We start from the raw sequence: 14,268 nt of genomic DNA on the forward strand, positions 1-14,268 counted from the left end.
AACAAGTGGAGAGTATACTTAAAAATATTGCTTTTAAAGGTGTAGTGTATTATGAAAAAAACGGACAAATTATGCACTATTATGATGGTTATCAAGAACTCGAAAAGAAGCACAATATTAACCAAAATACACAATTTAATTTAGCATCATTAAGTAAAATGTTTACTGCCGTAATGACGTTCCAGCTAATTGAAAAAGGACGGTTACAGTTAGAAGATAAAATTTCAAATTGGTTTAATGCACCTCATTTTACAGAAGTAACAGTAGCGCAATTACTAACACATACATCCGGTATTCCAGAGTACATAGCAGAAGATACAACAATAAGTGTTGAAACATTTATTGAAGTAGGGCTACCACAATTTGCGCCAAAAGAGTACTGGTCTTACAGTAATACGAATTATGTTTTGCTTGCGAAAATAATTGAGAAAGTTAGCAATTTATCATATGAAACATATTTACGACAATATATTGCAGAACCATTAAATCTTACATTTACAACAACTCAACCAGCCAAACAATGGGAAGCGCATGGTCAAACGTATGATTATGAGGAGCAACGATATAGAAACGTTTCGGATGACCCGTATTTTCATGAAATTGAAAAATATAATGATGCATATGGTGACGGTGGTATTTATGGAACAGTAGCAGAGGTGGCGAAGTTTTTAAAGGCATTTTTGCAAGGTCAGTACATTAGCAAAAAGCATGTCCAATTAATGTTAACACCAACAGAATTAACTGATAATTATGGCTATGGTTTTATTATTCAAGATGGTTGGGTTGGTCATACAGGAGGATGGCTTGGTTGTTCAGCACAAGCTTTTATTAATACATCCACATCGGAATTGATCGTTTTAGCAACGAATCAAGAAGTGTTTCCTCAATATGAACAAGAAATTATGAATTACTTAATGGGAATACAATCCTCTGTTGAAGCACCAAAACATATCGACATATTATCGCTCTCTAAAGATGATGATATTACGGGTCGATATGAATTAGGAGATGAACATGGCACAAGATTTACGATTATAAAAGAAAGACAATTTATGATTTCATTTGAACATCAGTTGCCTGTGCCGCTTTATAAAATAGATGAGTCGTATTATTGGATACGTAATACGATGAGCTATGTAGATATCGTGAATCAATTATTTATCGATGAAGGTGTTGAAGTACCTTATCAAAAAGTTAATTGATATAGTCAGAAAAGTTGTGCATGTATGAAAAGCCCAAAAGCAGTATGTACATGATAAAGGGATTAATTTAAACATTGCCGCAAATACTGCAGAAAATTAACTTTATTTTTCAATTAGCAATAATAGATTAATGTGTCCGTTAGATAAGGAATTGGAGAAATCATTAGAGTCAAGGAGGCAATTTATATACGCAAATTTTAGAGGATTCAATTGTGAATCCTCTAAAAAATGAATGGCAATATTATTATAAGGTAAATAAATCTGAATGGATGTTCTTTCAGACTACTTGGGTATCTTTTGAAGGGAATAATTTATGCAAGAAGAAAAAAGATATAAAAATACAGTATGGTATAGATTTGGGGATTATGTATTTAAAGTAAGTAAATTAGATAGTGGAAATACTGTTGTTTGGGTTAGTTTTAAAGGTTATAATATAGCTTTTCCAATGATAATAAGAGAGTTTTTATATGAAATGGAAATATATAATTATTTTGATGATATGAGAGTCAATTGTGACTGGAATGGACATAGAGGTTTTGAAGTAAAACAAGAAGAAGTAGATTTATTGATTGGTGAAATACTAAATTTTTGTACCGAAAATGAACCTGAAACTATGGGTTTAATAGAAAAATATAATGATAATGAATGGCATTAATGTTAATGATTAACAACTAAAAAATTGCGAAGAATATTAATCTAACAAATTATTTCTTTGTAAATTTGCACGAAAATGTTACTTAAGATAAAATCTAAAGGGAGTATTTGAGAGTAAAGTTGATATATCTTTTGCTAAAATGTGAGGTGTTAAGTATAGAAAGACTAGTTGTCAGTGGTACTGCTTTTAGAGATAATGCAGTGTTATATATGTATAAAGCAGGAAAAGTTTACGCAGTCCGAGAGGATTGTTGTATTTGGAGAATTGGTAGCGAAATATATGAAGCTCTCAACAATTTATGTGAAGGGGGAGAGTAAAAAGTAATACATAAAAAAATAAGAAAATAAAAAATACCCAATGTGAACTGCACCCCAATTGTTAGACACATCTAACAATTGGAGGTGCAGTTTTTATATGGCTAAATTTAGTGGAGAAGAAAAGTTAAATGCTGTTTTAAGATATTTAAATGGAAATGAAAGTGCGAGATCAATTGCCAAAGAAATAGGCGTTTTACACCCTAATCTTTTAACTTGGGTGAAACATTATAAACAACGTGGTGTTGATGCTTTTGTAAAACAATATACAAATTACTCTGCACAGTTTAAACTAGACGTACTAAATTTTATGATTGAACACGGTACATCCTTAACTGAAACAGCTGCTATTTTTCATATAGTGGCTCCTTCAACCCTATGTGTTTGGAGAAAACAATTTGAAACAAAAGGATTCGATGCCCTTCAGTCAAGGAAAAAGGGGCGTCCATCCATGAAAAAAGAAACGAACAAACAACCAAAACAAGTACTAGTAGAGGGCTCACCGGAAGCACTTCGAGCAGAAATCGACCGACTACGTATGGAAAACGATTATTTAAAAAAGTTGAATGCCTTAGTTCAAGCCAAGGAAAAATCACCAAAGAAGACAAAGTAAAGGTCATCTATGAACTAAGGTACAAATACCCGGTGAAGGCTCTCGTGGCATTCGCAAAGATTCCACGTAGCACGTACTACGATTTAGTGAAGAAGATGAATCGACCAGATTCAGATGCCGAGTTAAAGGCCGAAATTCAAGCAATTTATAACGAACATGAGGGTCGTTACGGCTACCGTCGCATTCGTGATGAGCTCGCGAATCGTGGGCAAAAGGTGAATCATAAGAAAGTACAACGCATGATGAAAGAGCTTGGTTTAAAGTGCATAGTAAGAATGAAAAAGTATAAATCTTATAAAGGGACAGTTGGCAAAATTGCGGATAATATTTTAAATCGTAACTTTAAAGCCGATGCCCCAAACGAGAAATGGGTAACGGATATTACTGAGTTTAAATTATTTGGCGAAAAGCTTTATTTATCGCCTGTTTTAGACTTGTTTAACGGAGAAATTATCACCTATACAATTGGCTCTAGACCTACCTATTCATTGGTCTCAGAGATGTTGGAGAAGGCTTTAGCACGCTTGCCAGAAGAACATAAACTACTCATGCATTCCGATCAAGGCTGGCATTATCAAATGAAGCAATATCGCCACGCTCTAAAAGCAAAAGGTGTTGTGCAAAGTATGTCACGTAAAGGGAATTGTCATGATAACTCCGTAATGGAGAATTTCTTTGGCATAATGAAGTCCGAATTCCTTTATTTAAAGGAATTCGAAAGTGTGGAGCAGTTTAAAATAGAATTAGAACAATATATGAACTATTACAACACAAAACGTATCAAGGCAAAATTAAAACTGAGTCCGGTGCAATACCGAACTCAGTTTATCCAAGCTGCCTAAATGAAATAACCGTGTCTAACTTTTAGGGGTCACTTCAATGCCGAATGAATTTACTTACAAGAACCACTTATAGAACCTTTGAATAAAAAAATAAAGCGCTTGATTGCCTACAACAGGCTACAAGCGCTTTTTTTGCATGTTTAAATATTGAGTGGTTAAGATATAACCAAAAGAGGGCTTGGAACAATCTAGAAGTGTAGAAATTGACGCTACTATATGGTTTACATTCTCTTAATATTCAATTAGGAATATTTTAAATGAATTAACCAAAAATATTGTATAGTTATTTTCAATAAAAAAGAATAGAAGGATGGGATGATTAGAAATGAAGAAATTTTTCTCTCTGTTGTTTATTTTATCTTTGTTTGTATTTATGCCCTTGGTCACTAACGCAAATGATCTTTCTGAAGAGACCATAGAACTTCAGCGAAATGATAGAACCGACTTTTCTATTCCTGAAAAAAGCGATTTAACATCAATCATGACAGATGGGGATAGCAAAATTTATAAAGTTGCCCTTGGTATGAACAGAAGCGAGAAATTAACCTTGGTAACTAGAAAAACATTTGATGTAGAGATTACAGATCCAAAAGGGGATACAATCGTTCAGAAAACTGGATTAGGGGACGAGGGTAATAGACAAGTTGAATTTGATACAAGTATTGTTGGTAATTATCATATTCATATTAAACCCTCGGAAGATGGCAGAAATAATTATCCGTATAGTTTACGAACAATTGTAGGGGAGCCAGTCTATCTATATGCTAATCCAAGTTATCGAGTAGATTTACGTACTTCCTCTATTTCCTCAAGAAACACAACAAGTGCTATTCAATATTTTGATTTAACAAATGTTAGCAGTATTCCGGATGATGCTATTTTGACGGATTTTACAATAGGTGGTACGGAGACAAATCGTAATTTAGTTAGCCTATATTCTATTAAGAGAAGTTTACGTCCAAATTCTACTTCTTCTTGGATTGATGCTACGTTCCCTTTATATAATCCCAAACAATTAGATGCTGTACCTAAACACGCTCAAATAAAAGTAAAGCAATCTTATGCTTTTAAATACTCTGCCTCTTTCAATCGTCCAGGCACCTATACTTTGCACCCCTTTGTTTTAATAAGCTATAAACGGGAAATGAAATAATAGGAGGATTTAAACATGTTGCACTCATTACGTTCAATTTCTCAAAGACAAACTTTTAACTCTCCGTCTTATCCAAAAAAGGTGTTTTCTCGTAAAGAACAACAGGCTTCTTTAAACTCAAATCAATTAGGCTCCCAATTACGGGAAGTACATCACCATAAGCGGGATAATCGTTTGACCATCAAGAAACATCCAGTTGTAGGTAATCCAAATAATTATAAACGCTTCTCCTTAGAGGGAAAAAGCCAAATGTTAGCGAGCATACAAAATTATATTCATACCGGTAATCCTGCTTATCTAAATAGTGTAAGAGATAAGAATAAGGTTTTAAAGGGATCTCAAAGTTTAGGAAGTGTAGCTTCAGCTTTGAAAAAAATGGAGTTACATATTCAAAAAAAGCAGACTAAATTAAAATCAAATATAATAGAATCTCCATCAAGAGAAAGTAATTTTCACAATCAATACCAAGCAAAAGTTCTACATGTCGATCAAAATTTTAATTTGACTATCAAAAACAATAAAGTTTATGGCATTCCAACTGATTATGGGATTATTAATTATCAGTTTATTGATGATGGATCATCTAGATATGTAAAGTTATTACATTATGATAATCAAATATCCGATCACAAACGTGTTCATTTAGAGCGAAAACGGCAATTGTTACAGGACATCCAAACATTTATTCATACAGGTAGTTCTTCATGGTTACACACAGCGAGAGATAACAGTGAGATTTTAAAGGGCTTTGAAAGTTTTGGCATTACAACAGAAGAACCCTTTACCATAAATAATGGATCTAAACGATATCGAATTAGTCCGAGCGGTATTTTGCACGATGTTGATTTGGAAAGCAAGGGTATGCGTGAAAAAGATTGGCGCAAATATGGTCACGACGAAAATACAGTTTTTTTAATTCAAGGAAAAGAGTATAAAATGGATGAAAACGGAAGACTTCCTTTACCAGAAGATTATGTTCATAAATATGAGCAAGTGAAAATTTTTAAAAGAAACTAAAAGAGGGCTATAATGGCTCTCATTTTTATAAGGTCAAGGAGACGATGACAATGGGTACCATATCTAGTGAAAGGTAATAAAAAATAATGTACATTTCTTTATGCAAGTTGTCTTTGCAAAAATCCAAATGCATTGACAGCATATTCGGAAGCTGAAAAAAATTCCATATTGTCATGTATAATAAATGTATAAATTAATCTATTGATTCTTATAGAAGCGGACAGTATGGGGGAAAAGATAATGGAGATTTTAGAATTACCGATTGAATTTGAATTTAACGGACAAAGGAACACGATATATCCTAGCTTAATTGTATGGAACAATGAACTAACATTGGTCGATACAGGGTATATAAATTTTTTACCATTGATTGAAAAAGAAATTATTAAATGTGGCTATGAAATGAAATATTTAAAGAATATTATCATTACGCATTATGATGATGATCATATCGGCTCTTTACATGATTTCAAAGAAAAATATCCTTGGATAAACATTATTGCTAGTGAAATAGAATCATCATATATTAGTGGTGAAATGAAGTCTGAGAGATTAGTTCAGGCGGAGGAATTACTGGAAAATATGCCACTTGAAGAAATGGAATTTGGCAAATGGTTTATCAAGCAACTAAAGGAATTAAAGCATATTGCAATCAATCAAAAGGTCCATGACGGTGACATGATTTTACATCACGAATGTCGAGTAGTTGCAACACCTGGGCATACATCCGGGCATATTTCATTATATTTTCCAAAGTTAAATAGTGTTATTACAGGCGATGCTGCTGCTAATGAAAATCAACAATTAGTTATAGCGAATCCACACTTTTGTTTAAACATGGATAACGCAAAACACTCTTTGTGTAAAATTAAAAACCTTCAAGCTGACACGTACTATTGTTATCATGGTGGGAAAATTACTTTATAGTAGGGGGTGAAGCATGTTCAAATGGCAATTGTGATTGGAGAAATTAAAATTTTAGCGCATCACTTTATGTTAATAAGTTTTTTACATTAAGCAGCACGCTATTGACACATTGTGATGACATGTCTCAATAGCGTGCTTGTATTATAGTTTTCCATTTTAAAGTAGATGCATTAAAACTTTTTCTTAAGCTTACGTTGTAGCACTTTAAGAGAAGTTTTATTTTTCTTTGTTAATTTTTTCAAAGTTTCTTTAGCGTATTTATTCGCAGGGTCTAATGCCAAAATTTTATGGCAAGTTTCAAGAGCTTTTTCATTACTTACTAACTTATCGGGCACCTCATTTAGGAATAATAAGTGTTCTAACGTATCGGGATCTTGTTCATTTGTCAAAGCTACTAGCCTTTCAGCGTGAAATAGGGCGCAGTGATAGGCACCTTCTATATGCGTTAATGAACATATAAATAAAGATAATGCAAGATTGTGTAATTCAACAGATTCTTCCTTCATTAATAAATAGTGCAAAAAAGTATAATTCATCATATTGCCGTTATCGTAAACGATCGATATTAGTTCACTCTGAAATTGGTCGAAATCGCTTTTGTGATATAACGCTTCAGCTTCTTTAAAGTTGAATGATAGAATTTGATGCTCTAGATTTTTTAACATGGAATCAACACCTACATATTACTAATTTTTAGCTATTTAAACATTTTAAATCGCATCAATAGATAAGAAGGGCTCTTAACCATTTTAAATATCACTAGGTTAAAACGAATCCTTATAACTTTTTAACCTAGTGCTTGTATGTCTTTTCACAAATGTAATGAATAATTTTACTTCATTTTACTTGCAATTCTTTAAGGGAAGTTTTCGCAGTTTTATTCGAAGGGTCTAACGCTAAAATTTTATGGCAAATGTCAATCCCTTTTTCGTCACTCACTAATTGATCGGGCACAGTATTAAGGAATAATAAATGTTCTAAGCTAAGTGTATCTTGTTCATTTGTTAATTCGACAGCTCTTTGTGCGTGAAAGAGGGCACAATGATAGGCGCCTTCAATAGGTGTTAATGCATTTACAAATAATGAAAAGGCAAGATTATGTAACTTTGCTGATTCTTCTTTCATTAATAAATAAAGCAAAAAGGTGTAATTAATCATATTGCGGTTATCATAAGCGATTGATATTAGCTGATCATGAAATTGTTGGAAATCCATTTTGTGATAGAATGCTTCAGCATCTTTAAAGTTGGCTGATAAAATGAGCTGTTCTAAATTTTTTAACATGCTTCATTCTCCTTTGTTGTATTTTCATAATTAACAAAGTTTTATAGTTTCTAGGAGCTTTTTAGTTTTTTTAAATTTACGCCTATTTATTAATAGGCGTAATAGGGTAGAGAGCTAGATAAGAAAGGCGCTTGTACTTTTTTCACAAGTGCATAAGATCGTTTACTTCATTCTGCGTTGTAACTTTTTAAGTACACTTTTGGCAATTTCATTCGAAGGCTCTAACGCTAAAATTTTATGGCAAGTTTCAAGGGCTTTTTCATCACTTACGACTTGATCGGGCACCCCGTATATGAATAATAAATTTTCTAAATCCCCTACATCTTGTTCATTTGTCAATTCGATAGCTCTTTGTGCGTGATAGAGAGCACAATGATAGGCACCTTCGATAGGTGTTAAAGCATGTACACATAATGAAAAGGCAAGATTGTGTAACTCTGCGGTTTCTTTCTTCATTATAAGATAATGCAAAAAGGTATAGTAAATCATATTGCGGTTGTCATAAGCAATGGAGATTAATTCACTATAAAATTGCTCAAAATTGCTTTTTAGATATAATTTTTCAGCTTCTTTAAAATTGAATGACAAAATTAATTTTTCCAAATTTTTCAACATCATTTATTCACCCACCCATTACTAATTTTTATTTTACCTTTTTCTCTCACAAAAGTTATCGTTACTGTAGGACCATTTATATTTAATGTTTTCTGTCTTCCATTTTTCTTATACGGCTCCTCTTTTCCGTAGCGCATCACGTAAGACATTACTTTTGCTACATCATCCCAATTATTCTTCGTTACTTTATGCCAATCATGTTTTGGATCTAGGATGTGCTTGCGTGAATTAGCATCTAATCTTGATACAGAAGACAATACTTTATCAAAACTTTTACTGCGAATGGCATTAGTTACAGCTTTTTTACCAAATCTTTTAATCGCATAAGAAATACCGTATCTTGCTACTGCGGCTATAATGACTACTGGTAAAGCAGAAGATTGTGCTTCTAATGTATCGATATCATAAATTTCGCCATCAGATTGATCGACAAAAGTTGCTGAAAAATTTTGTCCTTCATTTGTATGAACGATTACTTGGTATGGGGAATACTTATTTTGGCATAATGTATAGAAGAAAAATTCCTGTCGAAAAGCAAGGGAGATTTTTTGGGTTTTTAAGTGCTGCCTTATTAATTTCCATTCCTGTCGGACAAGTCTTGACAGGTGTGTTGTTAGAAGCTTTAAATCCAAACCATATTATGGGGATCTTAGGCTTGCTAACTGTCGTTACTGCATTAGTCTCATTAAAGGTATTAGGTCGGGAACAAAAGAAAAAAATCGAATATTCGAATTGATGGAGCGAAAAGCTCTTACTTCCATTAATACGCTTTGCAAGCCCCTTTCTTTCAAGAGGTTTGCAAGGCTTTTATTAATGGACAACAAAAAAACGCTAATTGTACAATAAAGGTAGATTTGGTACGTTACTCGATTTTGAAATAGGGGAGAGTGGTTTTAAGAATAGTTTGATTTTCTTCAAATTAGCTTCCTCTCCCAGTACCGATTAACCAAAGTGTTGAAGTTGTTATTTCCATATTGCCCTCATTGATCAATTTAAATACCCCCTTGTTAACTACATCATTGCATACATTTCAATCATTTTAGAAAAATATTCATAAAAGAATATTTTGTAAGGAGTGAATGGTAACGTGAAAGGTTATGGTGAGATTACAAAACAAATAAGGATTAGCAAAGGGTATACGCAAAAACATGTGGCAGCTCATTTTTTAACACAGGGTGCGTATTCAAAGTTTGAGAATAACAATACGGACATCACCTTTGCCACGATGCATGGGATAGTAAATCAACTAGGTATTACATTTGAGGAATTTTTTTATATTCAAAATGGCTATCAATATAGTAAACGGGATGATATAATCATCCAATTTTTTCGTTTACCCTATAACAATGAAATAGTACTTTATAGACTGAAGGAAAAATGTAGACTTTATTTAAAAGAAGCTAGGGAAGATCAACAGATTATTCATATTTCTACTATTTTAGATGGATTAATCATTCTAGCTAAAGCAGGTGATTTGGAGCAAGCGAGGGCTATTGTTGAACCAGTTTGGCAAGACTTATCTAAATATAACCAACTTTTTGTAGCGGATTTATATATGTTGAATGCCATTCTATTTTTATTCCCTTTACCAACAGTTCTTCAAATCAAACAATTTGCTTTACGGCATATTGCTTTATATAAAAACTTTCGTCATGTTTCACGTTTAAAAATTAATATTTCGATGAATATTACTTTGCTATTAATACAAGATAAAAAATATTCAAAAGCACAAAAAGAAATTTCAAACGCGATATCTTTATGCAAAACAGAAAATGATTTCATCTTATTGGGTATTTGTTATGTCAGAAAGGGGATCTGTTTGAATCACCTCGGACAAGCAGGTGGAAAATGGATACGCAAGGGGAAAAATATGTTGATGGCGCTTGAACAATTCTTGTTATTACAGTTAGTAGAACAGGAAATAAAGCAATACTAAACTAAGTACATCATTGCATTTCATCATGACCACTTGCATAATAAGGCTTAAGAAGGACTGTCAATGTTGTAAACTATAATCTAATCTTGATTAAGATATGGCTATGGTAGTCATACTTAAATACAGCTGACTCATCGGAAAAAGAAAGGGTGGTACTTCTATGACGGAATGGCCCAAAGGCGTTGCTAAGCCAGCTATTCGAGCATTAAATGCTGCTGGCTATACACAATTGCGACAATTAAAAGAGGTCGACTTAGCGACATTAAAAAATCTACATGGAATAGGCCCAAAAGCACTCGCAGCAATAGAAGCGGCATTAAAAGAAAGTAGGTAATGGATTGAATAAACTCACATTATTTTTAATAGCCATGGTCGTCTATTATATCCTTGTTATTTTTATTGTAAGTAAGCTATTTATGTTTCCAATTATAAAAGGAATGATGCTCGTTTTCTTTATTGGGGCAGGCTTTATATACTCAAGAAGGATGCGCAAGAAGTTACAGTAGGTTTAATTCTTATAAAGAGGTTGAGGCAAGTACATAGGTATGTTGGTATTCACAATTTCAATTCAATCAATAGGCTGGAAACGTAATTTATCCCATGTCTTAACATTGTAAGATGGCGTGTGAAAACAAGAAAACAGTCGATTGAGAAGGTAAAAGCCCTTTAATTGACTGTTTTTTTATTCGTTTCGTGTTTTCTAAGCTCACATGTTATGGGTTTAAAAAAATTTGTAGGGAAGTTATGTAGAGGGTAGTATTGCTCTAGACTTACGATGAATTTAGTTAGAGGTGGATAAAATGAAATATTTAATCGCTTTATATGTAATGATGATGCTTATTGTTTTTGTAAATTTGATTAGTGAATTTATGTTAGGTGGTCGTTATTCAGCCATTGCTAGTTGGATTATTTGTATGTTGTTCTTTTTTGGAACGATCTTTTTTGCTAATGATAGATACTATTTAAGTAAGGATGGTAAGTAAATAATAATAGAAATAGTACATAAAAAATGTGGTTGATACTGTAAATGTGTCGCAACTTTAAATGAAAACTTTTCGAAAGAAGGGATACGATTGATTTCAGTTTTAGTTGTGGATGATCATTCAATTGTTTTAAAAGGGTTAAAAACGTTGTCACTGGAGATAGAAGATCTTAATTTTGAAATTGAGAAGAATCCTCATAAGGTTCTTGATAGAATGCAAGAGGAAGAATTCCATGTATATTTAATTGATGCTAGTATTGCCACCAATAACAATCTAGAACTTACGACAGAAATTAAAGCAAAACAGGAACAAGCAATTATTATTTTATATACGACTGATGGTGTTTGTTCGTATTATCCCCTATTAGTGGAGAAAAAAGTGGAGGGCATTCTTGTGAAAACCGCTCCGATTGATCAAATCATCTCAACAATTCGTTTAAGCTTTCAAGAGAAGATTGTGATTCCAATCGATTTTTTAGATTATGTAAATGAGAAAATAAATGATCGATATGCTAACTTAAAGTTAACGCATCGAGAACTAAAATTGCTGCAGATGTTAATGAAGGGCTACCCAAATAAGAAAATCGCAGCAATATGCAATGTTTCTGTACGTACAGTAGAACGCCATTTAACACAGCTTTTTAGCCTATTAGGTGTGTCTACACGATTAGAAGCGGTTGAGGTTGCAAAAGAGAAACAATTGCTTAATGAAATGAAAGATAATTGATGATAAAAAGTGTCGAGGGAAATCGGCACTTTTTTAGTTTTTTCAATTGCACGTCACCACTTGCCATTAGCAATTACTAGAAGCGAAAAAGCTCGAACTTGGGGTATTTAGAAGACTGTTAAGAAAGGAAATTTAATCGTGACCGACAGAAATTGTGACGGTACCGACAAAAATATTGTCGGTTGAAATGTCGGTTGGTGAGGAGGTATTATTAAATTAACTCGAGTGGAAGTGTGCTATAGCAGATAATATTATAAGAAAATTAAAAATCTTGTTTGCCACGGAAATTGATACACAGATAGCAATTGTTGGAATCAATACAAATAGTTATATTTTATTATGTATTAAATTTAAAAAAAGTAAAGGGGAAATGTATATGATTAAAAATACTTTAGTTGTTAAAATAGTTGTAGTTTTAAGTTTGGTGTTTTCAATTATTTTCGCTTCTTCTTTGGGATCATATAGAGATATTAAAGCAAGTGCAAAAATGCAAGAAAGACAAGATTTACTGCAAGATTTATTGATTAAATCTGAAGAATTCAATAAAAAATTTGATGATGCAAGTGAGTTAGTAACAAAAGAATTTGAGGAAAACACAAAAAAACTAATTTTTAATGATGATATTAGCTTAATTACAAATGGTGAATTATCTTTCTCTAATCTAGATGTTAAAACTAGTGACGAAAACAATGTGGTTTATCTCCCAATTGAGTATGAAAATGTAAATAGGGAGCTGAATAAATCTTTCCTTTCAATTATCTTTGATAAGACTGGTAATCTAGAATATTATGTTGAAACTAAAATTGTTGGTAATGATGTTAATTATTCAGCTGAGGTTGAGGTATATAATAACGGGATATTAGCAAAAAAAGAATATTTACAATTTGATAAAGAGGATTTTGATTCTACACTTTTAACTGAGGAGTCAATCTCTCAAAATAAAACTTTATTTATTAAACCCATAAAAGTAAGTGCTGGTTTTTGGAGTGAATTTAACGATTGTTTAGCGAGTAAAGGTATTGCTGCTTGGGCAATAACAGCTTTATCGGTTGCATGTGGATTAGCATGTATAGGTACAGCTGGTGCTGGGTGTATCCCTTGCTTGTTAGGAGCTGGCTTAGCTACTGAAGGAGTAGTAGCTTATTGTGCTTTTAAAGTCAGAGCAAATTCATAAAAAACTTTCCATAAAGAGGTGTTATTCTAATATGATTAAAAATATTTTTTCATTGATTTTAATGATTTGTGGGCTTTTAGTGGGTTTAACTTTACTTGATTTTATTCACCTACCTTTGTTCTTTCCTTATGCAGGAATAATTATTAGTACAACTGTTATATTAATCATTCTCTTCAAAAATAGAAGGAATTTAGCGGATAATTAATAATAGAATTTAAAAAAGCAACTTCTTATTGTCATGCTCCCCATTAGGTAGACAGATTAAAAATATGTTTATCAAATGAGGAGCTTTTTATGTCTAGAATGAAATTTACAACAAAGATAAAATTGGGATCCATTGTCTAGAGATAGTGTCACATACAGTAAAAAAACACTATTATATATTCCGAGAATTTTAACGGAAGGTATATTAAATGGATGGGTAATGGTATTTAAGAACATACTTGTCAATGCAATAAAAGCTGTTAAAGATGCTATTCCAGCTGAACTTATATGAACAAAATATAAGTAGTAAAAACCCATGATGCCTGAAAAGAAGGATTTGAGCAAGTTAGCCAAAAACTAGTATTTTGAATTTGCACTTTAAAACTATAATTTAAAAAATCGCCTCTTATTCATTAATGTCATAAATCAAGATATCAAATAATTTTTCGTTAGTATAGAGCAGTATTGCCCATTGGCCTTTCTCTGGTATTTGAACGCTCGATGGGGCGTGGGCATCTGCGCCATTATTTGGTCCTCCAATTTCAATTGTCCAGCCAGCCGTTAGAATCGAATGGATCGCTCCTGTTTCTTTATGATAGCCTACTACCGTTAACGCTGTAGGA

At 32.6% G+C, this 14,268-nt stretch carries 15 protein-coding genes and 1 pseudogene; 12 read left to right on the plus strand and 4 right to left on the minus strand.

From position 1 onward, the window contains the following. Positions 1-5: 5 nt before the first annotated feature. From MKY08_RS09220 to MKY08_RS09245, 6 genes are all read left to right on the plus strand, one after another. The gene (locus MKY08_RS09220) at positions 6-1,202 is read left to right on the plus strand and encodes a serine hydrolase domain-containing protein (protein WP_069512171.1); all 1,197 of its coding nucleotides are present in this window, start codon (positions 6-8) and stop codon (positions 1,200-1,202) included. 313 nt (positions 1,203-1,515) lie between these two features. Beyond that, the gene (locus tag MKY08_RS09225; RefSeq protein WP_069512169.1) at positions 1,516-1,857 is read left to right on the plus strand and encodes a hypothetical protein; all 342 of its coding nucleotides are present in this window, start codon (positions 1,516-1,518) and stop codon (positions 1,855-1,857) included. 414 nt (positions 1,858-2,271) lie between these two features. After that, positions 2,272-3,626 (plus strand): IS3 family transposase gene (locus MKY08_RS09230; RefSeq protein ID WP_141705601.1). Its coding sequence is split into 2 segments (ribosomal slippage): positions 2,272-2,725 and positions 2,725-3,626, totalling 1,356 coding nucleotides; the frame shifts between segments, so codons are not numbered across the junction. Positions 3,627-3,951: 325 nt separating this feature from the next. Continuing rightward, positions 3,952-4,779: a hypothetical protein gene (locus MKY08_RS09235; RefSeq protein WP_069511092.1), complete on the plus strand. Its 828-nt coding sequence runs from the start codon at positions 3,952-3,954 to the stop codon at positions 4,777-4,779. A 15-nt stretch (positions 4,780-4,794) separates the two neighbouring features. Further along, complete coding sequence (locus MKY08_RS09240; RefSeq protein WP_069511094.1) at positions 4,795-5,796, plus strand: hypothetical protein; 1,002 nt, start codon at positions 4,795-4,797, stop codon at positions 5,794-5,796. 240 nt (positions 5,797-6,036) lie between these two features. Next, positions 6,037-6,723: an MBL fold metallo-hydrolase gene (locus MKY08_RS09245; protein ID WP_069511096.1), complete on the plus strand. Its 687-nt coding sequence runs from the start codon at positions 6,037-6,039 to the stop codon at positions 6,721-6,723. A 170-nt stretch (positions 6,724-6,893) separates the two neighbouring features. Here MKY08_RS09245 and MKY08_RS09250 read toward each other — a convergent pair whose 3' ends face one another. The 4 genes and pseudogenes from MKY08_RS09250 to MKY08_RS09265 all read right to left on the minus strand — a co-directional run. Beyond that, positions 6,894-7,388 (minus strand): hypothetical protein, encoded by a 495-nt coding sequence (locus tag MKY08_RS09250; protein ID WP_069511097.1) that lies wholly within the window; start codon positions 7,386-7,388, stop codon positions 6,894-6,896. Between the two features lie 172 nt (positions 7,389-7,560). Then, positions 7,561-8,007 carry a hypothetical protein gene (locus tag MKY08_RS09255; protein WP_069511099.1) on the minus strand — a complete coding sequence of 149 codons (447 nt, stop codon included), beginning with the start codon at positions 8,005-8,007 and terminating at the stop codon, positions 7,561-7,563. 162 nt (positions 8,008-8,169) lie between these two features. Then, positions 8,170-8,625, minus strand: a complete 456-nt coding sequence (locus MKY08_RS09260) for a hypothetical protein (protein ID WP_342534913.1) — start codon at positions 8,623-8,625, stop codon at positions 8,170-8,172. Beyond that, positions 8,622-9,104: pseudogene (locus tag MKY08_RS09265) on the minus strand (SAR2788 family putative toxin); the annotation flags it as partial. The gene MKY08_RS09260 and the pseudogene MKY08_RS09265, both read right to left, overlap by 4 nt. A 605-nt stretch (positions 9,105-9,709) precedes the next feature. Between MKY08_RS09265 and MKY08_RS09270 the strand changes: the two are divergent. The 6 genes from MKY08_RS09270 to MKY08_RS09295 all read left to right on the plus strand — a co-directional run bounded on the left by MKY08_RS09270 (position 9,710) and on the right by MKY08_RS09295 (position 13,441). Next, positions 9,710-10,558: a helix-turn-helix transcriptional regulator gene (locus MKY08_RS09270; RefSeq protein ID WP_069511103.1), complete on the plus strand. Its 849-nt coding sequence runs from the start codon at positions 9,710-9,712 to the stop codon at positions 10,556-10,558. A 160-nt stretch (positions 10,559-10,718) separates the two neighbouring features. Then, positions 10,719-10,892: a hypothetical protein gene (locus MKY08_RS09275; RefSeq protein ID WP_176723170.1), complete on the plus strand. Its 174-nt coding sequence runs from the start codon at positions 10,719-10,721 to the stop codon at positions 10,890-10,892. 4 nt (positions 10,893-10,896) lie between these two features. Next, positions 10,897-11,064 (plus strand): hypothetical protein, encoded by a 168-nt coding sequence (locus MKY08_RS09280; RefSeq protein WP_167331266.1) that lies wholly within the window; start codon positions 10,897-10,899, stop codon positions 11,062-11,064. Between the two features lie 294 nt (positions 11,065-11,358). Further along, on the plus strand, positions 11,359-11,541 hold the full coding sequence (locus MKY08_RS09285; RefSeq protein WP_069511105.1) for a hypothetical protein: 183 nt from the start codon (positions 11,359-11,361) through the stop codon (positions 11,539-11,541). A gap of 90 nt (positions 11,542-11,631) precedes the next feature. Beyond that, entirely contained in the window at positions 11,632-12,267 is a 636-nt protein-coding gene (locus tag MKY08_RS09290) for a response regulator transcription factor (protein ID WP_069511106.1), read from the plus strand. A gap of 376 nt (positions 12,268-12,643) precedes the next feature. Then, positions 12,644-13,441 carry a hypothetical protein gene (locus MKY08_RS09295; protein WP_141705573.1) on the plus strand — a complete coding sequence of 266 codons (798 nt, stop codon included), beginning with the start codon at positions 12,644-12,646 and terminating at the stop codon, positions 13,439-13,441. Positions 13,442-14,268 lie beyond the last annotated feature (827 nt).

The sequence above is a fragment of the Lysinibacillus sp. FSL M8-0337 genome, from assembly GCF_038593855.1.
Taxonomy (GTDB): Bacteria; Bacillota; Bacilli; order Bacillales_A; family Planococcaceae; genus Lysinibacillus; species Lysinibacillus sphaericus_D.

What these genes read in the sequence shown, in the direction of transcription:
- MKY08_RS09225 (WP_069512169.1), top strand. Translation starts at nt 1,516, where the DNA reads ATGCAAGAAGAAAAAAGATATAAAAATACAGTATGGTATAGATTTGGG.
- MKY08_RS09235 (WP_069511092.1), top strand. Translation starts at nt 3,952, where the DNA reads ATGAAGAAATTTTTCTCTCTGTTGTTTATTTTATCTTTGTTTGTATTT.
- MKY08_RS09240 (WP_069511094.1), top strand. Translation starts at nt 4,795, where the DNA reads ATGTTGCACTCATTACGTTCAATTTCTCAAAGACAAACTTTTAACTCT.
- MKY08_RS09245 (WP_069511096.1), top strand. Translation starts at nt 6,037, where the DNA reads ATGGAGATTTTAGAATTACCGATTGAATTTGAATTTAACGGACAAAGG.
- MKY08_RS09250 (WP_069511097.1), bottom strand. Translation starts at nt 7,388, where the DNA reads ATGTTAAAAAATCTAGAGCATCAAATTCTATCATTCAACTTTAAAGAA.
- MKY08_RS09255 (WP_069511099.1), bottom strand. Translation starts at nt 8,007, where the DNA reads ATGTTAAAAAATTTAGAACAGCTCATTTTATCAGCCAACTTTAAAGAT.
- MKY08_RS09260 (WP_342534913.1), bottom strand. Translation starts at nt 8,625, where the DNA reads ATGATGTTGAAAAATTTGGAAAAATTAATTTTGTCATTCAATTTTAAA.
- MKY08_RS09275 (WP_176723170.1), top strand. Translation starts at nt 10,719, where the DNA reads ATGACGGAATGGCCCAAAGGCGTTGCTAAGCCAGCTATTCGAGCATTA.
- MKY08_RS09285 (WP_069511105.1), top strand. Translation starts at nt 11,359, where the DNA reads ATGAAATATTTAATCGCTTTATATGTAATGATGATGCTTATTGTTTTT.
- MKY08_RS09295 (WP_141705573.1), top strand. Translation starts at nt 12,644, where the DNA reads ATGATTAAAAATACTTTAGTTGTTAAAATAGTTGTAGTTTTAAGTTTG.